Annotated in this window: 18 protein-coding genes; 5 read left to right on the top strand and 13 right to left on the bottom strand. The window is 60.7% G+C overall.

The annotated features are described in order from the left end of the window. Positions 1 to 19 precede the first annotated feature (19 nt). From JZX87_RS16485 to JZX87_RS16520, 8 genes are all read right to left on the bottom strand, one after another. On the bottom strand, positions 20 to 1426 hold the full coding sequence (locus tag JZX87_RS16485) for a mannitol dehydrogenase family protein (protein ID WP_148145084.1): 1407 nt from the start codon (positions 1424 to 1426) through the stop codon (positions 20 to 22). Beyond that, complete coding sequence (gene uxuA / locus JZX87_RS16490; protein ID WP_206826816.1) at positions 1423 to 2622, bottom strand: mannonate dehydratase; 1200 nt, start codon at positions 2620 to 2622, stop codon at positions 1423 to 1425. The genes JZX87_RS16485 and uxuA overlap by 4 nt, the downstream gene beginning before the upstream one ends. 13 nt (positions 2623 to 2635) lie before the next feature. Further along, positions 2636 to 3673, bottom strand: coding sequence for an L-idonate 5-dehydrogenase (locus JZX87_RS16495; protein WP_183685741.1), 1038 nt, complete (start codon positions 3671 to 3673; stop codon positions 2636 to 2638). Positions 3674 to 3735: 62 nt separating this feature from the next. Next, positions 3736 to 5142 carry a TRAP transporter large permease gene (locus JZX87_RS16500; RefSeq protein ID WP_148145081.1) on the bottom strand — a complete coding sequence of 469 codons (1407 nt, stop codon included), beginning with the start codon at positions 5140 to 5142 and terminating at the stop codon, positions 3736 to 3738. A gap of 3 nt (positions 5143 to 5145) precedes the next feature. After that, a complete protein-coding gene (locus tag JZX87_RS16505) occupies positions 5146 to 5721 on the bottom strand; it encodes a TRAP transporter small permease (RefSeq protein WP_148145080.1) in 576 nt (191 codons plus the stop codon). 58 nt (positions 5722 to 5779) lie between these two features. Further along, positions 5780 to 6754, bottom strand: coding sequence for a sialic acid TRAP transporter substrate-binding protein SiaP (locus JZX87_RS16510; RefSeq protein WP_148145079.1), 975 nt, complete (start codon positions 6752 to 6754; stop codon positions 5780 to 5782). Between the two features lie 60 nt (positions 6755 to 6814). Next, complete coding sequence (locus JZX87_RS16515; protein WP_148145078.1) at positions 6815 to 7528, bottom strand: FadR/GntR family transcriptional regulator; 714 nt, start codon at positions 7526 to 7528, stop codon at positions 6815 to 6817. 93 nt (positions 7529 to 7621) lie between these two features. Further along, positions 7622 to 8680, bottom strand: coding sequence for an Ldh family oxidoreductase (locus JZX87_RS16520; protein ID WP_206826817.1), 1059 nt, complete (start codon positions 8678 to 8680; stop codon positions 7622 to 7624). 118 nt (positions 8681 to 8798) lie between these two features. Here JZX87_RS16520 and JZX87_RS16525 point away from each other — a divergent pair, with 118 nt between their 5' ends. Further along, positions 8799 to 9821, top strand: coding sequence for a GntR family transcriptional regulator (locus tag JZX87_RS16525; RefSeq protein ID WP_206826818.1), 1023 nt, complete (start codon positions 8799 to 8801; stop codon positions 9819 to 9821). Between the two features lie 25 nt (positions 9822 to 9846). Next, a complete protein-coding gene (locus JZX87_RS16530) occupies positions 9847 to 10965 on the top strand; it encodes a mandelate racemase/muconate lactonizing enzyme family protein (protein ID WP_206826819.1) in 1119 nt (372 codons plus the stop codon). Positions 10966 to 11047: 82 nt separating this feature from the next. Here the strand turns inward: JZX87_RS16530 and JZX87_RS16535 are convergent, their stop codons facing one another. Further along, a complete protein-coding gene (locus JZX87_RS16535) occupies positions 11048 to 12373 on the bottom strand; it encodes a dicarboxylate/amino acid:cation symporter (protein ID WP_148145074.1) in 1326 nt (441 codons plus the stop codon). Between the two features lie 216 nt (positions 12374 to 12589). Here JZX87_RS16535 and JZX87_RS16540 point away from each other — a divergent pair, with 216 nt between their 5' ends. From JZX87_RS16540 to JZX87_RS16550, 3 genes are all read left to right on the top strand, one after another. Continuing rightward, positions 12590 to 14425: a sensor histidine kinase gene (locus JZX87_RS16540; RefSeq protein WP_148145073.1), complete on the top strand. Its 1836-nt coding sequence runs from the start codon at positions 12590 to 12592 to the stop codon at positions 14423 to 14425. A gap of 2 nt (positions 14426 to 14427) precedes the next feature. Next, a complete protein-coding gene (locus JZX87_RS16545; protein ID WP_148145072.1) occupies positions 14428 to 15780 on the top strand; it encodes a sigma-54-dependent transcriptional regulator in 1353 nt (450 codons plus the stop codon). Between the two features lie 173 nt (positions 15781 to 15953). After that, positions 15954 to 18494: a DNA translocase FtsK gene (locus JZX87_RS16550; protein WP_206826820.1), complete on the top strand. Its 2541-nt coding sequence runs from the start codon at positions 15954 to 15956 to the stop codon at positions 18492 to 18494. An 18-nt stretch (positions 18495 to 18512) separates the two neighbouring features. On the opposite strand, the gene JZX87_RS16555 is transcribed toward JZX87_RS16550, so the two are convergent. Genes JZX87_RS16555 through osmF form a run of 4 tightly spaced genes read right to left on the bottom strand, consistent with a single transcriptional unit; the run spans position 18513 to position 22299 of the window. Beyond that, the gene (locus JZX87_RS16555) at positions 18513 to 19250 is read right to left on the bottom strand and encodes an ABC transporter permease (protein ID WP_206826822.1); all 738 of its coding nucleotides are present in this window, start codon (positions 19248 to 19250) and stop codon (positions 18513 to 18515) included. Then, entirely contained in the window at positions 19247 to 20185 is a 939-nt protein-coding gene (locus JZX87_RS16560) for an ABC transporter ATP-binding protein (protein ID WP_206826824.1), read from the bottom strand. The genes JZX87_RS16555 and JZX87_RS16560 overlap by 4 nt, the downstream gene beginning before the upstream one ends. Beyond that, entirely contained in the window at positions 20182 to 21348 is a 1167-nt protein-coding gene (locus JZX87_RS16565) for an ABC transporter permease subunit (RefSeq protein WP_500066010.1), read from the bottom strand. Before JZX87_RS16565 ends, JZX87_RS16560 begins: the two co-directional genes overlap by 4 nt. Before the next feature lie 39 nt (positions 21349 to 21387). After that, on the bottom strand, positions 21388 to 22299 hold the full coding sequence (gene osmF / locus JZX87_RS16570; protein ID WP_148145068.1) for a glycine betaine ABC transporter substrate-binding protein OsmF: 912 nt from the start codon (positions 22297 to 22299) through the stop codon (positions 21388 to 21390). Positions 22300 to 22432 lie beyond the last annotated feature (133 nt).

Here is a 22432-nt window from a genome sequence, read left to right on the forward strand (position 1 = left end):
GGTGTCTTGAAATTCTTGGTCAGCGCCATTTCGCGACCTCTGCGTTGACGAGATCGCGCCAGGCGCGCGACTGGGCGAGCGAAAGCGGAATGAGGCCTTCGATGCCGACAAAGCTTGCCGTGTAATCCTGAGGATCGGCCGCCTGGGCTGCTGCCAAAAGCTCGTCGCGGCGCGGATCGTTGCAATCCCTGAAGCGGATCAGCGCGGCGATCCAGAGGCCGACGACGCGGGCAAAGCTTGCGCCGTCCGAGCCTGAAGCCAATGCATCCACCGCCGGCGAAAAGATGCGCTGCGGCAGTTTCTGGCTGGAATCCATGGCGATCTGGATGTTGCGATGGGCGATGGCGCGATTGCTGAAACGGTCGATCAGCTGGTCCATGTAATGGTCGAGATCGATGCCGGGGACCGGGTCGAGCGTGGCCGCTGCGGCGCGCATATGGTCTCGCGTCGTCGCCACGAATTCCGGCACGGCCATGACGTCGCGCACGCATTCCAGCCCTTTCAAAAGACCGAGATGGGCGATCATCGTGTGCGAGCCGTTGAGCAGTCGGAGCTTCATCTTCTCGTATGGCTCGACATTTTCGACGAACAATGCGCCGCCGGCTTCCCAGGCGGGGCGGCCCGAGACGAATTCGTCCTCGATCACCCATTGCATGAAGGGCTCGGTATCGAGGGCAAGCGCATCCTCCACGCCGAGCAGGCTTTTGGCACGGGTGCGGGTATCCTCGGTCGCGGCGGGCACGATGCGGTCGACCATGGAAGAAGGGAAAGTGACCTCCTGCTCGATCCATTTTGCCAGTTCCGGGTCGCGGCGTGTGGCCATGTCCAGAACCAAACGACGGACAACCTTGCCGTTGGACGGGAGGTTATCGCAGCAGAGAATGGTGAAGGGACGCATGGCCTTTTCGCGGCGGGAAGCGAGACCGGCGACGAGATAGCCGATTGCACCGACCGGGGCGTCGGGATTGGCGAGATCGTTGGCGACCGCGGGATGAGCCTTGTCGAGGCCGCCGGTCGATGGATGCAGACCATAGGCCTTTTCCGAGACGGTCAGTGTGACGACATGGATGAACGGGCTGGCCAGATAGGTGAGCACACGCTCCCGGTCGGTTGCAGCGCAGAGCCAGTCGACGGTTGCGCCGACGACCTCGCTCGTGTCACCTTCGCTATCGCGCACGGTGATCGAATAGAGGCCGTCCTGCGCAGCCAATGCTTCGACCGGCTCGGGCGAGCGCAGGTTGACCGCGACGATGCCCCACGGGCCGAACTCGCTCTGCAATGCGCGCTGTGTATAGACGCCCTGATGTGCGCGGTGGAAAGCGCCGAGGCCGAAATGCAGGATGCCGGGGCGCAGCTCGGAACGGTCGTATCCGGGCTGGGCGACGTTTGAGGGGAGCTGCGTTTCCGCGGAAAGTGTTCTTGTCATCGGCCAAGTCCGAACTGGCTGTGGCTCAAGGCGAGCTCGATGCCGCGCAGTTCCGCCAGCCCTTTCAGGCGGCCGATGGCCGGATAACCGGGTTGAGCGCCGCGGGACAGATCGTCGAGAATTTCCTGGCCGTGGTCGGGACGCATCGGGATCTGATGGTCTTCACGGCCCTCCGCCTTGCGGCGTTTCTCTTCGGTCAGAAGTGCGGCGATGACGGCAACCATGTCGGTGCCACCTTCCAGATGCTCGTCTTCGAAGAAGGAGCAGGGCAGGGTGTCCTCGTCGCGGGTGACGTTGCGCAGGTGGACGAAGTGGATGCGGTCGGCAAAGCGGGTGGCAATTTGTGCCAGATCGTTATCCGCCCGTGCGCCGAGCGAACCGGAGCAGAGCGTTACGCCATTGGCGCGGCTGTCCACCTGACGGAGCATGTGAGCGTAGTCGTCGCCGGTTGAAAGAATACGCGGCAGGCCGAGCAGCGGCCATGGCGGATCATCCGGATGGGCGCAGATGTTGATGCCTACCCGTTCGGCCACCGGGGTGACTTCCGAGAGGAAGTCGATGAGATTCAACTGCAGTTTTTTCGCGTCGATGCCTTGATAGGTACGCAGTTTTTCGAGCAGCTGGTCGAGCGTGTAGCCATCGGCCGAACCGGGCAGGCCGGCGCCGATATTCTTGCCGAGCGCGGTGATGCGTGCGTCATCGAGTGAGGCGAAGCGTCTGGCCGCTTCTTCCTGCAGCCGTTCAGGATAGTCCTGTGCTGCACCGGGGCGTTTCAGGATGTGGATGTCGAAGGCGATAAAATCGGTGAGATCGAAGCGCATCGCCTTTGCGCCATGTCTGGTTTCCCAGCGCAGGTCGGTGCGGGTCCAGTCGAGCACCGGCATGAAATTGTAGCAGACCGTCTTGATACCGGAGGCCGAGAGGCGGCGTAGTGTCTCCTGCCAGTTCTTCACATGCTCGCGCCAGTCGCCGGTCTGGGTTTTTATCTCTTCCGAGACCGGCACGCTCTCCACCACGTCCCAGAAAAGGCCGCCTTCGCGGATCGCCTGATGGCGTTTTTCGATCTCTTCGGCGGGCCAGACGGCGCCGGTCGGTATGTGATGAAGGGCGCTGACAATGCCCTCGGCCCCTGCCTGGGCGGCGTCTCTCACCGTGACCTTGTCGACCGGTCCGAACCATCGCCATGTGTGTCGCATCTGTCTTTCCTTTTTAGCTGAGCGCGATCTGGACCTTGCAGGCGGCGGTGCGATCACCGGCCTGCAGGAAGGCTTGAAGCGCCTCGTCGATCGGGAATGTGTGGGAAAGGATCGGACGGACATTGATATCCCTGGCGCCGATCAGTTGGACGGCGCGGGCGAATTCCTCGTGGAAACGTTGCGAGCCGCGCCAGACGATTTCCTTGCCGACCAGCATGTTGACCGGAACCGACAATTCACCGGTCACGCCGACCTGCACGATCGTGCCGCGTGGTTTGACGCACTGGAATGCCGAGACGAGGGCAGGGCCGGCGGCCGAGCATTCGAACACGGTGTCGAACGTGCCCTTGTCTTTTTGATAGGGGGTAAGTGCATCGGGCTTGGAAACGTTGATCGTCTTATTTGCGCCCATGGCCGGGCCGCGCGACAGGGCAGCGTCGGCAAGATCGGTAACCGTGATCCTTTCGGCACCTGCATGGCGGGCTGCGGCGACAACCAGCAAGCCGATAGGGCCGGCGCCGGTGACGAGCACGTTTTTGCCCGCAAGATCACCGGCCTGGGCCACCGCATGGAGGCAGACAGCCAGTGGTTCGGCGCAGGCTGCCTCGGCGGCTGAGGCTTCGCCTTCCACCGGAAAACACTGGATTGCCGGGACGATAAACTGTTCGCGGAACATGCCCTGCTCATGGGGAAGACGCATGGCCGAGCCCATGAACTTCATTTCGAGGCAATGGATCGGCTGGCCGATGCCGCAATAATGGCAGTGGCCGCAGGGTTGCGACGGGTTGACGGCGACGAGCGTGCCGGGGGCGAGGCCGGTGACGCCGGGGCCAACCGCCTCGATATAACCGGAGGCCTCGTGGCCGCTGATGATCGGTTCGCGTACACGCACCGGGCCGAAGCCGCCGTCCTGGAAATAATGGAGATCGGACCCGCAGATGCCGCCCCGGGCCATTTTCAGCCGAACTTCACCGGGGCCAGGCTCGGGGCATTCCTGCGTTTCGACGTGCAAGTCCTGCTTGCCGTAAAGACGAACGATCTTCGTCAACATGTCTCATGCCTTCAGATTGGAATGGAGTGCCTGCGCCGCCTAGCGGCGCAGGCGGGTTATCATCAACGGATCAGGCCCATCTCGGTCGGCAGCCACAGCGTGACGGCCGGGACGAAGGTGATGATGATCAGCGCCACGAACAGCGGCACCAGCCAGGGCAGGATCGCCATCGTCGTGCGTTCGACCGAAAGTTTGGCCACACGCGAGAGTACGAAGAGCACCATGCCGAGCGGCGGATGCAGGAGACCGATCATCAGGTTCAGCGTCATGATCAGGCCGAAATGCACCGGGTCGATGTCGAACTGCAGAACCAGCGGCAGCAGGATCGGCACGAGGATCGTGATGGCCGCGATCGTATCAAGGAAGCAGCCGACGAACAGCATCAGGAGGTTGACCAGGATGAGGAACACCCACTTGCTGTCGGTAAGGCCGGTGATGGCCGTCGAGAGCAGCTGGGCGGTCTGGCTGACGGTGAGCAACCAGGCAAAGACCGAGGCTGCAGCCACGATGAACAGAACCGAGGCCGTGGTTTCGACCGTGTCCATGGTTGCCTTGGCGAGGCTCTTGAAGGTCATTGTGCGATAGCGCACGAGGCCGAGGAACAGCGACCAGAGGACGGCCGCAACCGCCGCTTCCGTTGGCGTGAACCAGCCCATCGTCATGCCGCCGATCAGGATGACCGGGGTCATCAGCGCCATGACGGCCGAGAAGTCGAAATACCAGTCGGCGGCGATGAGGACGATGAGGGCGATGCCGACCGCAAAGTTCAACGAGAGGCCCATCAGCGTCAGGAGATAGATGCCGAGCGGCACCATCATGACGACAACGACTTCCAGCGAGGCGCCGAACAGGTTGCGGATGTTAAACGGCGTATCCGAACCCCAGCGTTTGATGAAGGCGAAGACGGCGACTGTGACCATCATCAGCACCGTCATGACGACGCCGGGCACGATGCCGGCCATGAACAGCGCGCCGATCGAAACGTTTGCCATCATGCCGTAAATGACGAAGGGGAGCGACGGCGGGAAGATGGGTCCAAGCGTTGCCGACGCGGCGGTGACGCCGACCGCGGCTTCGACCGGATAACCGTGATCCTTCATCGCCTTGATTTCGATTGTGCCGATACCGGCAGCATCGGCAAGCGCCGTGCCGGACATGCCGGAGAACACCACCGAGCCGATGATGTTGACCTGCGCCAGACCGCCCTTCATCCAGCCGACGAGGGCGACGGCGAAGGAATAGATGCGGCCGGTGACGCCGGCGACATTCATCAGGTTACCGGCAAGGATGAAGAAGGGAACGGCGAGAAGCGGAAAACTCTCGACGCCGGCGATAAGGCGCTGGGCGGCGATGATATCCGGCGCGACGTCGTAAAAGATGATGTAGGACACCGACGACACGGCCATCGAGATGGCAACCGGCACGCCGAGAAGCATCAGCGCCAGAAAAGAACCGATGAGAAGCAGCATATCTCAGCCCTCGCTCTGGAAGGCTTCGGGTCGCTCGAGCACCGAATAACCACGGCGCATATTGGCGATGAAGACCTGAATGGAACGGAACAGCATCAGAACGAATGCCGCGAGCACGGAATAGAAGATGATGTCGCGCGGAAGGTCGACGGTGACCATTTCCTCGCCGGCAACGACTTCCATGTAACGCCACATCAGCCAGGAGCCGTAGGCGAAGAAGCCGATGCGGATGATGTCGACAATCGTCGCCATGACGCGTGTCACACGGGCGGGCAGATAGTGGTAGAGCACGTCCACCTGGATGTGGCGCGACATCCGCACACACATGACGGAGCCCAGAAACACCACGCCGATCAGGCAGTTGACGGCGATTTCCTCGGTCCAGGCATAGCTGTCGTTCAGGACGTAGCGAGTAAAGAATTGCAGGAAGACGCAGCCCGTCATCAGCCAGAATAGGCCGAGCGTGATCCAGTCTTCGAAGGCGTAGACCTTGAGATCGACTTCGGCGGGGGCCTCGTCAAAGGTATGCGCTATCTCCTCAGGAGTGACCTGAGTGTGAATTTCCTGTGCTGTCGACATGAGTTTGTCCCATTCAAGAGAAGCCGGCGCGGTCGTCTTTCGACCGCGCCGAACGGGATCATTTGATGGCGCGGATCGCTTCCCAATCGGACTTCTCGTAGCCGAAGTCCTCGAACTTGACCTTTTCGAGCACGTTCTTCTCGAAGTCGGCCTTGTCGACCTCGACGACGTTCAGACCGCGTTTCTTGAAGTCGTCGACCAGAGCCTTTTCACGCTCCTCGATAATCTTCGTAGTCTTGGCGGCAGCTTCCTGCATGACGTCGCGGAAAATCTGCTTGTCTTCGTCAGAGAGGCTCGCCCAGCGGCTTTTGGAGATGACTGTGTTGAGGTGGTCGACGATATGGCCGGAGAGAACGATGTTCTTCTGAACTTCGAAGAATTTTTTCGCTTCGATCGTCGTCAGCGGGTTTTCCTGGGCGTCGACCGTGCCGTTCTGCAGCGCGAGATAGACTTCTGCAAAAGCGATCGGAGTGGTGTTGGCACCGCAGGCGCGCGGCATGGCGAGATAGGCCGGAACGTCCGGAACCCGCATCTTCACGCCCTTCAGGTCGGAGCATTTGGTGATGGCGGTGTTCGACGTCGTGTGGCGGGTGCCATAATAGCTGACGGCGGTGATGACGTTGCCGGTCTTGTCCTCATACCCCTTGGCAAGGCGCTTGAAGACGTCGCTCTTCGTGTAGGTGATCAGATGGCTCGGATCACGGAAGATATAAGGGAAATAGGTGACGCCGATCGGCTTGAAATCGCGGGCGGCGAAGCTCGAACCCGAGATGATCATGTCGACAGTGCCGAGCTTGAGGCCCTGGTTGATGTCGGCTTCCTTGCCGAGCTGTGAAGCCGGATAGACGTCGATCTTGTAACGTCCGTTCGTGCGCTTGGCGATTTCTCCGGCGGCCCATACCGATTCCGTGTGGAAGGGTTCGGATGTCTCGTAGACATGCGCCCATTTCAGCGTTTCCACCGCGTGTGCCGACATTGCCGACGCCACGATGACTGCCGCTGCACCGAGCAGCGTCTTCAATCTTGAACTCATTCTGTCCTCCCGAATTGCGTTCAGATTACTCCCTAACCGGCCGCCTCCTCGCGGTCTCGGTCACTCCTCTCTCGTTGGCTCCTCTCCGAAGCTTTCCGAGAATCTCTTTTGCGAAAGCGTCAAATGCATGCGCATCGCTTCGCGTGCCGCTGCCGGGTCTCCTGCCGCCAGCGCGTCGCGTATGATCCTGTGTTCATCCAGTGCTGCCCGCCATGTGTGGGGGCCTTCGAAATAGCTTGCCAGCTTTTCGAAGAAAGGCGAGGCGCGCTTGTCGTAGATCAGGCCGATAAAGACATTGAGCGACGAATTGCCGATGATGTCGGCGATTGCCGTATGAAAGGCGCGGTCCAGCGCCAACGCCCGCTCGGAGTTTTCCAGTACGCCTTCCATCTCTTCCAGAATGACGTCGAGGCTTCGAATGCCTGCCTCGTCGACGCAACGTGCGGCCTCTTCCGCAATAGCGCTTTCGATGATGCAGCGGGCCTGCAGGATTTCGAACGGGGCTTCGCTGTCGTCTGCGGCGAGAACCTTCGGCGCTCCTGCAGCCTTGGGGCTGACATATACGCCTGACCCCATGCGGATCTGCACCAGACCCTCGACTTCGAGAACGATCAGGGCTTCTCGCACGGTCGGACGTGATACGCCGAGCCGCTCGGCCAGCTCGCGTTCGGCAGGCAGTCGCTCCCCGACGGCGATCTCTCCCGACTGGATGAGTACACGAAGCTGTTCCGCGGCCTGGCGATAAAGCCGGCGTGGTTCAAGCGCGACAAACATGAAAACCTCCTGACGCGTCTCTCCTCCCGCGTCATGTGGTCAGATTGTCTTACCAATTATCATTCGTCAAGTGGGCTCCTCACAGAAACTTGTTCAGGCCGGCATCGGAACGTTGTAGGTCCCGGACAGCTCCAGAAACGCGGCTCTTGTTACCGGATCGAGCTCGACGCCATGAGCATCGCGATGGCGTGCGACCTTCCATTCGCGGTCGCCAGGCGCCATGACGGATGCGCCGGCACGGGCAGGCGATGTCCGCAGCGTTTCAACATAGCGTTTTATGCCGGCCTCGAAGGTTGGTCTGTCGACGAAGGCTTCGGGCTGGATGGCCATGACGAAAGCCCCAAGCAGGCGCGGAGTCTCCATATCCTCACCCATCATCGAGGGGATGTCGAAGCTTAGACGCATGCCGGTGAGCACTGCGCTGAAGATTTCCGCGATACCGGCAAGGCCGGCACCCTTGAAACCGAAGGCGTCACCCAGTGGGGCGAGCATTTCGGTCAGATGCGGGTCCGTCGTGTTGATGCCGGCTTCGTCAGACGCGACGCCCTCGGGCAGCCTTGTCCCGGTACTGCGATAAAGCAGGACACGATTGAATGGGACGGCGCTGGTCGCCATGTCGAGGAACCACGGATCTTCACCGGCAATCGGGACAGCCATCGAAATCGGGTTGGTGCCGTGGAAGCGCGAGGCACCATCGTGCAGCCGGACAAAACTGTCGGAGTTGCAGAAAGACAGGCCGATCATACCATGTCTGACGGCCTCGACCGAATAGGCGCCTGCCGCGCCGAAATGCGAATTGTTGCGGACGCCGACGGCGCCGATGCCGAATTTTCCGGCGAGGTCGATTGCCCGCGCCATGGCGGCATAGGCAGGAACGGCGCCTTGGGCATGGTCGCCGTCCAGCGTTTCCACCGCGCCGAAACCAGCGACTTTGCGGATGTCAGGGTTCTTGTTCAGACGGCCGCCTTCGAGAGCCTTGATGTAGTGGGCAAGCAGGCGGACGCCGTGGCTGTCCACGCCGCAGCGCGTGGCGTGCATGAGGGCGCGCGTCGTCGCGTCAGCCGTCGCATCGTTGGCACCGCAAGCGGTCAGGACCTTACGGCAAAAGCGGTCGAGATCCGAAAGCGAGACTGTCTGATGAACAGCATCCATGGCATTTCCTCGAAATTATTGTCTTTTGTGTACACTAGACATTCTTGCTTGCGAATGTAAATGAATGAAAGACGGTCGGTTGCGATTTTCGCCAGGACGGCATCATGGGGACGGTGAAATGACGGAGGGGCCGAGTAATGCCGTATCGGGGCGTTCGCCCAAACTCTACCAGCGAGCTCTTGCGGTGGTCGCGTCGGAAATCCGCTCCGGTGGGTGGCATGACGCCGCAAGGCTGAACGAGACCGCCATTGCGAAAAGGTTCGGCATCAGCCGGGCGCCGGCACGACAGGCCCTGTCGGAACTGGAGGCGCTGGGGCTTGTCCGTAAATCCGAGGGGCGAGGATATCAGGTTGTTGCAGGGGGTGGATCTACCAGCCAAAACGTTGGCGACGCGGTCGATACTTCCGGCCCGGACGACATGCAGCTTCATTTTCTGGCGAGCTGGGAGCTGATCTACCGGCAGGTGGAGATGGAGATCGTCTCCCGAACATCGATCGCCAGCTGGCGCATCAACGAGGTGGCGCTGGCGAAAGCTTTCGGGGTGAGCCGTACGGTTGCCCGCGAGGTTGTGGCGAGACTGCAGCAGCGCGGCATCGTCAGCAAGGATGATGCCGGTCGCTGGCATGTGCCGGCACTGACCGCAAGGCATGTGAACCAGCTCTACGAATTGCGATGGACGCTTGAGCCGCTGGCGCTGCAGCAGGCCTTTCCGCATTTGCCGGATGAGGTGCTGCCGGCCCTGTTTATCGATCTGCAGCACGCGATCAACGCGGGAGATGCGGCGGATGGCGCGATGCTGGACGCGGTCGAGCTGCAGCTTCACGGCCAGTTGCTCGGCTATTGCGACAATGCTCCGCTAATGCAGGCAATCAGCCTGCCGCAGGCCGTTCTGGTCGCGCATCACAGACTCTACCAGCCCAAGACGCCGCCGATCACCGACGAGCCGTTCCTGCTGGAACATGTCGAGGTTTTCGAGCGGCTGATGGCGGGCCGGGTCGCGGATGCCGGTGCGGCGCTTGCCAATCATCTGAAAATCTCGCGGGAGCGCGCCATGCTGCGCATTGCCAATGCCGCGCGCGGCCTGTCATTGCCGAATGTGGCCTATCTGGAGCGCCTGCGAGACGTCGAATTCAGTTTGTGATCATGATCATCGGGAGGAGCCGACATTGAAGATCAAGTCCCTGGAACCATTCATCCTTCATCTGCCGCTGACATCGGCGTCGATTTCGGATTCGACCCACAGCATCACCCATTGGGGCGTGGTCGGGGTGGCGATCACCACGACGGATGGGCTGACCGGCTACGGTTTTACCGGCACCCATGCGCATCTGGCATCCGACCGGCTGATCACGGCCTGCATTCGCGACTGCTATGCGCCGCTTCTGATCGGTGAGGATGCCAATGATCATCAACGGCTCTGGACCAAGCTTGCGCGTTATCCGTCGCTGCAATGGGTCGGCCGGGCGGGGATCACGCATCTGGCGCTTGCTGCCGTCGATGTGGCGATCTGGGACCTGAAGGCGAAGAAGGCGGGACTGCCGCTCTGGGCTTATCTCGGTGGCGCAAGGACCGACGCGCTTGAGGCCTATAATACCGATATCGGCTGGCTGTCATTCTCGCTGGACGATCTTCTGTCGGGTTCTGCGCGTGCGGTCGAAGAGGATGGATTTACCCGGATCAAGCTGAAGGTCGGCCACGACGATCCGAATGTCGATGTCCGCAGGCTTGCGGCCGTGCGCAAACGGCTGGGGCCGGATATCCGCATCGCGATCGACGGCAATGGCAAATGGGACCTGCCGACCTGCCTGCGCTTCTGCGAGCGGGCGCGCGATCTCGATATCTACTGGTTCGAAGAGCCGATGTGGTATGACGACGTGGAGAGCCATCGTCTGCTGGCGCGGTCCTCGACCATTCCGGTGGCGCTCGGCGAGCAGCTTTATACGGTCGATGCATTTCGCAGCTTCATCAATGCCGGAGCGGTTGCCTATGTGCAGCCCGACGTGACGCGGCTTGGCGGGATTACCGAATATATCCAGGTGGCCGATCTGGCGCTGGCGAACCGGCTGCCTGTCGTGCCGCATGCGGGTGAGATGAGCCAGGTGCATGTGCATCTGAGCTACTGGCATCCGGCATCGACCATTCTCGAATATATCCCCTGGATCAAGGATCATTTCGAAGAACCGGCGGATGTCGTGGGCGGGGTCTACAAACGGCCTGAAAAGCCGGGTGCCGGAACGACGGTGCTGGCCGACAGTTTTGCGCGGTTCGGCAAAAGTCTTGGCTGACAGCCGGTGGTAAAAACAGATCTGCCGCCCGGAGGCGGCAGATTGGGGTGGGGGATCTCACCCCATCCAAGCCTTGGGAGGCTTATTCGGCGGGCTGCAGGTTGCCCGGCACGGTGACGTTGGAGCCCTTGGCGAGGGCGGCGTCCAGCATCTCCTTGTCGAGTTCGCCTTCCCAGCGTGCAACGACGATGGTGGCAACCGCATTGCCGACGAGGTTGGTCAGCGCGCGGCATTCCGACATGAAGCGGTCGATGCCGAGGATAAGCGCCATGCCTGCGACCGGAACGGACGGAACGACCGAGAGCGTTGCAGCAAGCGTAATAAAGCCTGCGCCGGTAATGCCTGCAGCACCCTTGGAAGAGAGCATTGCCACGAGCAGAAGCAGGATCTGGTCCATGAGCGAAAGGTCGATGCCGGTAGCCTGGGCAATGAACAGCGCCGCCATCGTCATGTAGATGTTGGTGCCGTCGAGGTTGAAGGAATAACCGGTCGGGATGACCAGTCCCACAACCGAGCGCTTGCAGCCGGCACGTTCCATCTTCTGCATCAGGTTCGGCAGGGCAGCTTCCGAGGAGGAGGTGCCGAGCACGAGAAGCAGTTCTTCCTTGATGTAACGCAGCAGGGCGAAGATCGAGAAGCCGTTATATTTCGCCACCGCGCCGAGGATCACGACGACGAACAGGATCGCGGTGATGTAGAACGACAGGATAAGGAAGGCGAGGTTGGCAACCGAACCGATGCCGTATTTACCGATGGTGAAGGCCATGGCGCCGAAAGCGCCGATCGGGGCGGCCTTCATCAGGATTGCGACGAGGCGGAACATCGGGGCGGTGAGCGCAGTCAGGAAGTCGTAGACCGGCTTGCCCTTTTCGCCGACCATGCCGAGCGCGATGCCGAACAGGACGGAGAAGAACAGCACCTGCAGGATATCACCCTGCGAGAAGGCGCCGACGATCGTGTCCGGGATGATGTTCATCAGGAAGCCGGTGATCGTCGTCTCATGCGCCTTGGTGGCGTAGGCGGCGACTGCCTTGCCGTCGAGCGTTGCCGGATCGATGTTCATGCCGGCACCCGGCTGCAGCAGGTTGCCGACAATGAGGCCGACGATCAGGGCCAGCGTCGAGAAGGTCAGGAAGTAGAGCATCGCCTTGCCGGCAACGCGTCCAACCTTCTTGAGATCCGACATGCCGGCAATACCGGTGGCGACAGTCAGGAAGATCACCGGTGCGATGATCATCTTGACGAGCTTGATGAACGCGTCGCCGAGCGGCTTCAGGCTGGCGCCGAAATCAGGCCAGAAATGGCCGATCAGCATGCCGATGACGATAGCGGTCAGTACCTGAACATAAAGCTGGCGGTACAGCGGCAGCGGGGCACGCGGCTGCGTGGAATCGGGTATTGCAATCATTTTGTCCTCCATCGCACCACAACCAACCAGCTGGCTCTTCCCGGGCGCATTGATGTCGGAAGCAAGGCAGCAAGAGGTGTGCCAGTTTGCCGCCTGTGGCATAACGTCTTGATTGCAATCAATTAAATTGTGTTTCGCCATTTGTTGGTTGAGATTTGAGCGGATTTCCGCACGGTCATATTTGTATTGTGTGCGGATTTATGCTCAATTGCGCCCATGTCTACGCCTCAGATAGCCGAGCGCCTGCCGGCAACGCGCCGCACCTGGATTGTTTTCTGCCTGGTGGCCCTTGTCGCCTGTGCCGCGGTTTTTTACGTTGCGGGTGTTTATGGACGTGCGACGGCACTTGCCGGACTGTCTTTGCAGGGCCGGACGGAGGCGAGTCTGAAAGTGGCGCTGTTGCAGGCCGTACTCGAGCGGCCGCGCGCACTGCCCCTGCTCCTGGCGCAGGACCGCGATGTGGTCGACACGCTGTCTTCCAACGATCCTGCTGCCAGGATTACCCTCAGCCGCAAGCTTGAAGAGCTGATCGCGCCTACCAAGGCGGCGGTGATCTATGTCGTCGCAGCGGATGGTATCGCGGTTTCGGCCAGCAACTGGCGCGAGGAAAAGAGTTTTGTCGGCAACGACTATACATTCCGCAGCTATTTCTCCCGCGGCATGCAGGAGGGGGGAGCGGAACATTTTGCACTCGGTTCCGTCAGCAACCGGCCGGGTCTATATATTTCATACAGGGTAGGTTCGCCAGAAAAGCCGTTGGGCGTCGTCGTCGCCAAGATGGAATTCGATCAGCTGGAGGCCGATTGGGGCGATACGCAGCGACCGTCTTTCGTCACCGACAACAATCATGCCGTGCTGATCACGACCATACCCTCCTGGCGTTTCATGACGACGAAGCCACTTCCGCAATCGAGCCTCTCGTCCATTCGCGAAAGCCTGCAGTTCGGGGATGCACCGCTTCTCCCCCTGCCGATGACGCGGCTGGAAACCCTGGCGCCGGATGCGGACATCATACGGGTTCTTCTGCCGGGAGGCGGGCAGATCCGCTATTTGCAGATCTCTGTCCCCGTTGCCTCGACTGGCTGGCATTTCCAATATCTCCTGCCGATCGACGGAGCCGTTGCTGCGGATATGCGTGAATTCCGGCTGATTGCTGCGCTGGGGCTCCTGGTCTTACTTGCCGTGACGGCGGTCTGGATCCGTCGCCGGCAGATGGCGCAGGCGCAGATCATCGGTGCATTGGCTGCGCGCGAAGAGCTTGAACGGCGTGTCGATGAGCGGACGCGCGACCTCAGCCTGACGCGTGACAATCTGCAGGCGGAAATTTCCAACCGAAAATCGACAGAGGTAAAGCTACAGGCGGTGCAACAGGATCTGGTGCAGGCTAATCGTCTTGCAATCCTTGGGCAGGTTGCCGCCGGTGTCGCGCATGAAATCAACCAGCCGGTGGCCACCATTCGGGCTTATGCCGATAATTCCAAGATTTTTCTCGAGCGGCAGCAGATACAGCCGGTGAAGGAAAATCTGGATCTTATCGCCTCTCTCACGGAGCGGATCGGCGCGATTACCGATGACCTGAAGGCGCTGGCGCGGCGCGGTCGCACGGCAGCCGAGCCGGTTTTGCTGGCAGAGGTGCTTGAAGGTGCAGTGCTGCTGCTGCAGAGCCGGTTCACGGGGTCGCTTGACATGCTGACTATCGAACCGATTGCGGCCGATCTGGAAGTGATGGGAAGCCGGTTGAGGCTGGAGCAGATCTTCATCAATCTTCTGCAGAACGCGCTTGAAGCGGTGGAGGGGCGCGAGAGGGGGCGGGTTACCGTTTCGACGGTGGCGACGGATGAGAAGGTATCCGTCGGCGTGGCGGATAATGGTCCGGGAATCGCTTCCGGCATTCTCGCCGAACTGTTCCAGCCGTTCAATTCTTCCAAGGAAAAGGGGCTGGGACTTGGGCTGGTCATCTGCAAGGACATCGTGGCGGACTACGGCGGTCAGCTTGATGTAGAGACGGGTGAGACCGGGACCCGATTTACCGTTCATCTGAAAAGAGCCTGAACATGACCGAAGCCGTTCCCGTTTTTCTTATCGATGACGACAAGGATCTGTTGAAGGCGACCGCCCAGACTTTGAGCCTTGCCGGTTTCGATGTCCGCTCGTTTTCGACGGGCATCGAGGCTCTGTCGCAACTCGGCGACGGCTTTCCCGGCGTGGTCGTCTCGGATATCCGCATGCCGGGGCTGGACGGATTGCAGCTTTTCGACCGGATCGCGGGCTTCGATCGTGAATTGCCGGTCATTCTGATGACCGGCCACGGCGACATACCAATGGCGGTGAAGGCTATCCAAAATGGCGTATATGACTTCATCGCCAAGCCGTTTGCGACCGAGCGGCTGATCCAATGTGTCCGGCATGCCGCGGAAAAGCGGAGCCTCGTGATGGAAAATCGGCGGCTGCGCGCTGCCGGTGCCGAAGCTGACGACGGTTTGCCGCTGATCGGCCAGACGTCTGTCATGGAGCGGTTGCGTCATATGCTTCGCCAGATCGCCGATACCGATGTCGATGTGCTGGTGACGGGAGAAACGGGCAGCGGCAAGGAAGTGGTCGCGAGCATGCTCCATTCATGGAGCCGGCGATCGACCGGCAATTTCGTTGCGCTGAATTGTGGTGCTCTTCCCGAACAGGTGATCGAGAGTGAGCTTTTCGGTCATGAAGCAGGGGCATTTACCGGGGCACAGAAGAAGCGGGTCGGCCGGATCGAGCATTCGAGCGGCGGTACGCTGTTTCTCGACGAGATCGAGAGCATGCCGCTTTCCGCCCAGGTGCAGATGTTGCGGGTCCTTGAAATGCGCGAGGTCACACCGCTTGGCACGAACGAGGTGCGCCCGGTGGATTTGCGCGTCGTGGCAGCCTCGAAGGTCGATCTCGGTCACCCTGACCAAAGGGCGGTCTTTCGCGAGGATCTTTATTACCGGCTGAATGTGGTGACGTTGACGATCCCACCACTCAGGGAACGGCGCGAAGACATTCCGCTCCTGTTCAACTACTTCACCAGAAAGGCCGGGCAGCGTTTCGGTCGCGAGGTTTCGGACCTGCCGCGCCAGGTGGTCGAGCATCTGCGGGATCATCCGTGGCCCGGTAATGTCCGCGAGCTTTCCCATTACGCTGAGCGATTCGTGCTCGGTCTTGAACCGTCTGCACCGCTGTCGGCGCCACTGGCCAAGGGCGAAGATGGTGCGGGCCTGCCAGAGCGGGTGGAGCGTTTCGAGGCTGATATCATTCGCGAAACGCTGACCGAGTTCGGCGGTGACGTTCAACAGACGATCACAGCGCTCGGCATCCCGCGCAAGACATTTTATGACAAGCTTCAACGTCATGGAATCGTTCGAAGCGACTACGCGGAACGCCGCTGAAAGCCCTGTATTTGTGAGGTTTCTACCGCTCCGCCTCGCGGGTTGATGGTGTGGTCCAATCTTCGTTCGCTCTAAAATGATGCGGAAAAGACCGGTCTCGGAAACACCTGGTTAAGGTTTTCTTTTTATTAACAGGGACCGGTGTGATCACGTTGTTTGATGGTTTCGCGTACATGCATTTTCCGCCTTCCCGCAAAGACATTTCCTCAGTCGAAGACGCCAATTGGAGTGACGAACAAGAGTTCGTGGCCGCCAATGACGCGGAGCAGCCTCTGCCGTTGCCGGAGCCGATACCGGCGGTCGAGCTGGATCCGGAAAAGCTTCCGACATGGCAGCGCGCTTTCATACTGGCGCCCAATGTGCGCTTTACCCGCACGCCCGGCCGCGGCCCTGCCAAGCAGGACGTCGTTACCGTCGAGGAGACCGGTCATACTGAGAGCGCGGCTCCAGCACAGGCGCGGCAACCAATCGCCATCTCCATGCCCGCGGGCCAGTCGGCTCCACATCATGCAAATACAGGTTCCCAAGTGACTAATCTCCAGCGCCGCATCGGCCAGGCATTCGCACCATCCGCGCCTGCTGTTCCCGTTTCGCAGCCGATCGAGGCAGCCATGCAGCGGGTCGTCGAACAGCCGATCTATCGTCAGCCTGTCGCGGCTGCTCCTATGCCCGCGCAGCCGGAAAGCACGCCTGCGCAAAATGCACCCACCCGCCGCGTAACGTCGATCCCGGATCATTTGATCTGGGAAATGATGAGCCTTGGTGCTTCGGAGAATATCGAGCAGAAAGCTCCGTCACGAGAATTGGCTGCGCCTCAGGTCGCGCAGAAGCCTGTTCCTGCGGCGCTGAAGCCGACCGTTACCCGTTTCGTGCCGCCGGCACCGGTGCATATTCCTGTTTCGGCCGTTGTTGAGGCCGCACCGGTCATTGCTCCCGTCGTTCACGAAGCGCCGTCTGCGATCGATCTTTATCGCCAGGTCGCGATCAGACAGGTTGCGCCTTCTCCGTTCGCCGCAGAGCCGCAGTCTGTGCCGTTTATAGAGCCCGCCGCTTATGCCACGCCGATCGAAGTGGTCGCTGAACAGCCAGTGCTGGTGGCGGAACCGGTCGAAATTCAGCCCGCCGCGCCGGTTGCCGTTCGCAAGCCGCGTGTGCTGCAATTTACTGAAGACTACACCTTCCCGGATATCGATCTCCTGCAGGTCGCCGAACCGCGCGAAGAGCAGACGATGAGCCAGGAGGCGCTGGAACAGAGCGCCGGACTGCTGGAAAGCATTCTCGAGGATTTCGGCGTCAAGGGCGAGATTATCGACGTTCGTCCCGGCCCGGTCGTTACGCTTTACGAATTTGCCCCGGCTCCGGGTGTAAAATCCTCGCGCGTCATGAACCTGTCGGACGATATCGCCCGTTCGATGTCCGCTCTGTCCGCCCGCGTCGCCGTAATCCCCGGCCGCAACGTCATCGGCATCGAATTGCCGAATGTCGAACGCGAGACCGTTTATCTGCGTGAACTGGTCGAGAGCAATTCCTATATCGGCACCGATTACCGCTTGCCGCTTTGCCTCGGCAAGACGATCGGCGGTGAGCCGGTTATCGCCGAACTCGCCAAGATGCCCCATCTTCTGGTTGCCGGAACGACCGGTTCGGGCAAGTCGGTTGCGATCAACACGATGATCCTGTCGCTGCTCTACCATCTTCGCCCCGAAGAATGCCGGTTGATCATGGTCGACCCGAAGATGCTGGAACTCTCCGTTTATGACGGCATTCCGCATCTGCTGACGCCGGTGGTTACCGATCCGAAGAAGGCCGTTCTGGCGCTGAAATGGGCCGTGCGCGAGATGGAAGAGCGTTATCGCAAGATGTCGCGCCTCAACGTTCGCAATATCGATGGCTTTAATGCCCGCGTCGCCGAAGCCCGTAACAAGGGCGAGACGATCATGATCAGCGTGCCGGTCGGTTTCGACCGCTCGACCGGCGAGCAGGTGTTCGAGGAACAGGCTCTCGACCTGACGGCGCTGCCTTATATTGTGGTCATCGTCGACGAGATGGCCGATCTGATGATGGTCGCCGGCAAGGAAATCGAAGGCGCTATCCAGCGTCTGGCACAGATGGCACGTGCCGCGGGCATCCACCTGATCATGGCGACCCAGCGTCCGTCCGTCGATGTCATTACCGGCACGATCAAGGCGAACTTCCCGACCCGTATCTCCTTCCAGGTGACGTCGAAGATCGACAGCCGCACGATCCTCGGCGAGCAGGGTGCCGAACATCTTCTCGGTCAGGGCGACATGCTGCACATGAAGGGTGGCGGGCGGATTGCCCGTGTCCACGGCCCGTTCGTCTCCGATTACGAAGTCGAGAAGGTCGTCGCGCATCTGAAGACGCAAGGTCAGCCCTCTTATCTCGGCAGCGTGACCGAGGACGAGGAAGAAGACGACATCGAACAGGACGAGGACGCAGCCGTCTTCGACCAGACTTCGATGGGCGCGGAAGACAATGGCGACGATCTCTATGAGCGTGCCGTCAAGATCGTGCAGCGCGACAAGAAGTGCTCGACCTCCTACATCCAGCGTCGCCTGTCGATCGGCTATAACCGTGCCGCATCGCTGGTGGAGCGGATGGAAAAGGAAGGTCTCGTCGGTGCCCCGAACCATGTCGGCAAGCGCGAGATCCTCGGGCCGCAGCAGGTTCAGCCGCGAACCAGTGAAGAGTGAGATCTATCGGAGAGCCGTCTAGGCGGCTTTCCACTTCGTCAGCGATCGTTCCAGCATCGACAGAATATCGAAGACGAGGATTGCAAGGGCGGCGACGAGAAGCGCGCCCTGCAGGATGAAGGCGAGGTTGTTCGACTGCAGTCCTGCGATGATGACTTCACCGAGTGTCTTTGCCGCCACGGTGGAGCCAATCGTGGCGGTGCCGAAACCGATGACGGTCGAAATCTTGATGCCGCCGACGATCATCGGCAGGCTGAACGGCAGTTCTATCTGGCGGAAAATCTGAGAGCGTGTCATTCCATTGCCTTTGGCGGCATCGATGATGTTCCGCGGCACGGTCGTCAGCGCCGTCATCGTGTTCTCGAAAATCGGCAGAAGCGCGTAGAGAAACAGCGCGACCAGCGTCGGTCCATTGCCGAAGCCCATGGCCGGGACGGCCAGTGCCAGCACGGCGACCGGAGGAAAGGTCTGGCCGATATTCACTATCGCTCGGGCAAGCGGCAGGAATTCGGCGCCGAAGGGGCGGGTGACGAGGATCGCCAGTGCGACGGCAATCACCGTGGCAAGCAGAGTTGCGAAGAACACCATGCGCACATGTAGCAGCGTCAGAGCGGCAAGATCGCCCTGATTGTAGATTGCCGGTGCATTGGCCTGAACCAGGGGCTTGAAGGCGAAGTCGAAACTCTCCGGTGAGGCGAGAAAGCCAACCAGTAGGAAGAGAAGAATGATGCGGGGTGCAAGGCGAACAAGGCTCATTGCGGCCTGGCCGCCTGGCGCAAAAGTGTCTGCAACCGTACGCGACCGAGCGGCTTGCCGTCATCCGAGACGACGGGAAGCGTATCCGCGCCGCTCCACATCAGGGCAGCCAGGGCATCCTGTCGTGTTCGGTTCTCCTCGATCGGCTCTCCGTCGGCCTCTCCTGGTTCGATTATTCCAGCCAAGGTGTCGAGCGACAGAAGCCGGAACGGACGGTCGAATGTACCAACCAGTCCTTCGACAAAGGATGTTGCAGGTGCCTTCAGGAGATCGATGGGGCGGCCATATTGCAGGAGCCTGCCCTTGTCCATCACCGCAATCGTGTCGCCGAGATGGAAAGCCTCGTTGATATCGTGGGTGACGATGACGATTGTCGTGCCGAACCGCTTCTGGATCGCCAGAAGCTCGTCCTGCGCCTTGCTGCGCAGAACCGGGTCCAGCGCGCCAAAGGGTTCGTCCATCAGCAGGATTTTCGGTTCGGCCGCAAGCGCGCGGGCGACGCCGACACGTTGCTGCTGGCCACCGGAAAGCTGGTGCGGATAGCGGTTTGCAAAAGCTGCGGGATCGAGCTGGAAGAGATCGAGCAGTTCGGCAACCCGCGCGTCGATCCGCGATTTCTCCCATTTGAGCAGGCGCGGCACGGTTGCGATGTTTTCGGCGACAGTACGGTGGGGAAACAGGCCATGGCCCTGGATCGCATAACCGATACGCCGCCGCAGTTCGTGGCCGGGAATGTTGCGCGTGTCTTCCCCGCCGATCAGGATCGTGCCCTCGTCCTGCGAAACGAGCTGATTGATCATCCGCAGAAGTGTCGTCTTGCCGGAACCGGATGTGCCAACCAGTACGGCAATCGTGCCCTCGGGGACCGCGAACGAGACGCTGTCGACCACGGCCTTGCCGCCATAACGCTTGGTGACGGACTGGATATCGATCACGTGGCGCGGACCTCGCTGCCGGGTGCTCTGCTGAAATCCACCAGCGCATCGAGGACGATGGCGGCGACGAATGACATGGCGACGGTTGGCAATGCGCCGAGCAGAACGAGGTCCATCGCCGACTGACCTAGCCCCTGGAAGACGAAGACCCCCATGCCGCCGCCGCCGATCAGCGCCGCAATCGTCGCCATGCCAATATTCTGGATCAGGACGATGCGGATTGCTGCAAGCAGGCTCGGGAAGGTCAAGGGGAACTCGATCGAGACGAGCCGCTGAAAGTCGGTCATGCCGGCGCCGCGTGCGGCATCATTGGCCTCGCGCGGCACGTTTTCGAGACCGGCGACCGTGTTGGCGACGACCGGCAGGAGCGAATAAAGCACGAGTGCGACGAAGGCGGGTGCTGTCCCTATGCCGGAAATGCCGATTGCGGCGGCTCCGGGTATGTGCGCGGCCACCCAGCCGAGCGGCAGGATCAAAAGGCCGAAGAGGGCAATCGAGGGGATGGTCTGCAGGATATTGAGCGTGTTGAGTGCCGCCGCCCGCAGCCATGATATGCGATGGGAGATGACGCCGAGCGGCAGACCGATCAGGAAGGCGACCAGCATGGAGCCGAGCGCCAGCATCGCATGACGCGACATCTCGGCCCAGAATGCATCCGAGCGGTTCACATATTCCTTCATCACCGAGATATCGGCGAGGATGCCGGATGCGAATATGCCGCCGATCACAGTCGCCGCGATGACCAGCAGCAGCAGTCGTGCAGCCGGTGAAAGCCTGAGCCTGGCGACGACGTCGATGAAGGCGAGCGAGAGGCTGAACAGAAGCAGCCAGAAGCCCGAGCCGGGCGATACCCGGGCATAGGTATTGCCTGGTGGAAGTCCGGCATGCGCCGCTCCTCCGAGAGCCAGAATGGCGGCAAGCAGTCCGGCCGTCGCGATTGCCAGCCGCGCGAGAGGCGGCAGGCGAATGAGAAGACAGACGGCCACGATCACCATGGCTGCGACCAGCGCGATGCCGGAGACGGACGGCAGCCCCTCGATCAGCGAGCGTCCCTGTCCCTGCAGGATACGGTTCGGCTTGACCACGATGAAGGGGAGCGCAAAGGTCGCAACCAGGATGAGGGCGCCCATCAGCACGCCCGTCTTTTCCAGCCCTCTGAGCAAGCCGCTGCCCTTTCTCTCGGTGTTAAAGCTATGCGGGACTTACTTGAGGAAGCCGTTTTTCTTCAAAAAGTCCTCGGCGACGGTCTTGGCCGGCTCGCCGCCCACCTGAACGCGGCCGTTCAAATCCTGAAGGGTCACGAGATCCAGTTTCTCGAAGACGGGCTTCAGCAACTCGGCAATCTTCGGGTTCTTTTCGAGCGTTGCCTGACGGATGATCGGGGCCGGTTGATAGACCGGCTGAACCTTCTTGTCGTCATCGAGCACCACGAGGCCGGAAGGCGCGATGCCGCCATCCGTGCCGTAGACCATGGCCGCATTGGCGCCATTCGTCTGGTTGGCTGCTGCTGCGATCGTTGCTGCCGTGTCGCCACCCGAAAGCGTGATCAGCTGCTCGGGCTTGAGCTTGAAGCCGTAGGTCGTCTGGAAAGCAGGAAGGGCGGCTGCCGAATTTACGAATTCGGCCGATGCGGCAAGAACGATATCGCCGCCGCCGGCGATGAACTTGCCGAAATCCGAGAGCGTTTTGAGCTTGTTTTCATCCGCAGCATCCTGACGCACGGCGATGCCCCAGGTATTGTTGGCGGGTGAGGGTGTCAGCCAGACAATCTTGTTTGCGTCGAGATCGAGCTTCTTCACCGTGTCATAGGCTTGTACCGGATCTTTCCATGCCGGATCATCGGCTTTTTCGAAGAAGAAGGCGCCGTTGCCGGTATATTCCGGATAGATGTCGATCTCGCCGGCCGTAATCGCCTTGCGCAGAACCGGCGTCGCACCGAGCTGGATGCGGTCGGTCGCCTCGATATTGTTGGCCTTCAGCACCGACAGGATGATGTTGCCGAGCACGCCGCCCTCGGTGTCGATCTTCGACGAGACGACGACCTGTGCCGATGCCGCCGTGGCGGAGAGGGACAAGGCGAGTATAAAGCCCGCAAACTTAGTGGTGAGCGACATCGGAGCTTCCCTGGTTTCCTGGAACCGGCCGCAATGCCGGCGCGTTTGATGAAGTGGTTCGCAGGAAAGCTAGAGCGCCGGTCAAAAGTGTCGAGGACGATTCCACTAACGAATGCCCGGAAGTAGAAAAACC

Origin of the sequence: Agrobacterium sp. Ap1 (assembly GCF_017313375.1) — a bacterium.
In the GTDB taxonomy this organism is placed as follows: domain Bacteria; phylum Pseudomonadota; class Alphaproteobacteria; order Rhizobiales; family Rhizobiaceae; genus Neorhizobium; species Neorhizobium cellulosilyticum.

Bases quoted from the DNA above. Each gene is read 5' to 3' on its own strand.
- JZX87_RS16485 (WP_148145084.1), bottom strand. From the start codon at position 1,426: ATGACAAGAACACTTTCCGCGGAAACGCAGCTCCCCTCAAACGTCGCC.
- uxuA (WP_206826816.1), bottom strand. From the start codon at position 2,622: ATGCGACACACATGGCGATGGTTCGGACCGGTCGACAAGGTCACGGTG.
- JZX87_RS16495 (WP_183685741.1), bottom strand. From the start codon at position 3,673: ATGTTGACGAAGATCGTTCGTCTTTACGGCAAGCAGGACTTGCACGTC.
- JZX87_RS16500 (WP_148145081.1), bottom strand. From the start codon at position 5,142: ATGCTGCTTCTCATCGGTTCTTTTCTGGCGCTGATGCTTCTCGGCGTG.
- JZX87_RS16505 (WP_148145080.1), bottom strand. From the start codon at position 5,721: ATGTCGACAGCACAGGAAATTCACACTCAGGTCACTCCTGAGGAGATA.
- JZX87_RS16510 (WP_148145079.1), bottom strand. From the start codon at position 6,754: ATGAGTTCAAGATTGAAGACGCTGCTCGGTGCAGCGGCAGTCATCGTG.
- JZX87_RS16515 (WP_148145078.1), bottom strand. From the start codon at position 7,528: ATGTTTGTCGCGCTTGAACCACGCCGGCTTTATCGCCAGGCCGCGGAA.
- JZX87_RS16520 (WP_206826817.1), bottom strand. From the start codon at position 8,680: ATGGATGCTGTTCATCAGACAGTCTCGCTTTCGGATCTCGACCGCTTT.
- JZX87_RS16525 (WP_206826818.1), top strand. From the start codon at position 8,799: ATGACGGAGGGGCCGAGTAATGCCGTATCGGGGCGTTCGCCCAAACTC.
- JZX87_RS16535 (WP_148145074.1), bottom strand. From the start codon at position 12,373: ATGATTGCAATACCCGATTCCACGCAGCCGCGTGCCCCGCTGCCGCTG.
- JZX87_RS16540 (WP_148145073.1), top strand. From the start codon at position 12,590: ATGTCTACGCCTCAGATAGCCGAGCGCCTGCCGGCAACGCGCCGCACC.
- JZX87_RS16545 (WP_148145072.1), top strand. From the start codon at position 14,428: ATGACCGAAGCCGTTCCCGTTTTTCTTATCGATGACGACAAGGATCTG.
- JZX87_RS16550 (WP_206826820.1), top strand. From the start codon at position 15,954: ATGCATTTTCCGCCTTCCCGCAAAGACATTTCCTCAGTCGAAGACGCC.
- JZX87_RS16555 (WP_206826822.1), bottom strand. From the start codon at position 19,250: ATGAGCCTTGTTCGCCTTGCACCCCGCATCATTCTTCTCTTCCTACTG.
- osmF (WP_148145068.1), bottom strand. From the start codon at position 22,299: ATGTCGCTCACCACTAAGTTTGCGGGCTTTATACTCGCCTTGTCCCTC.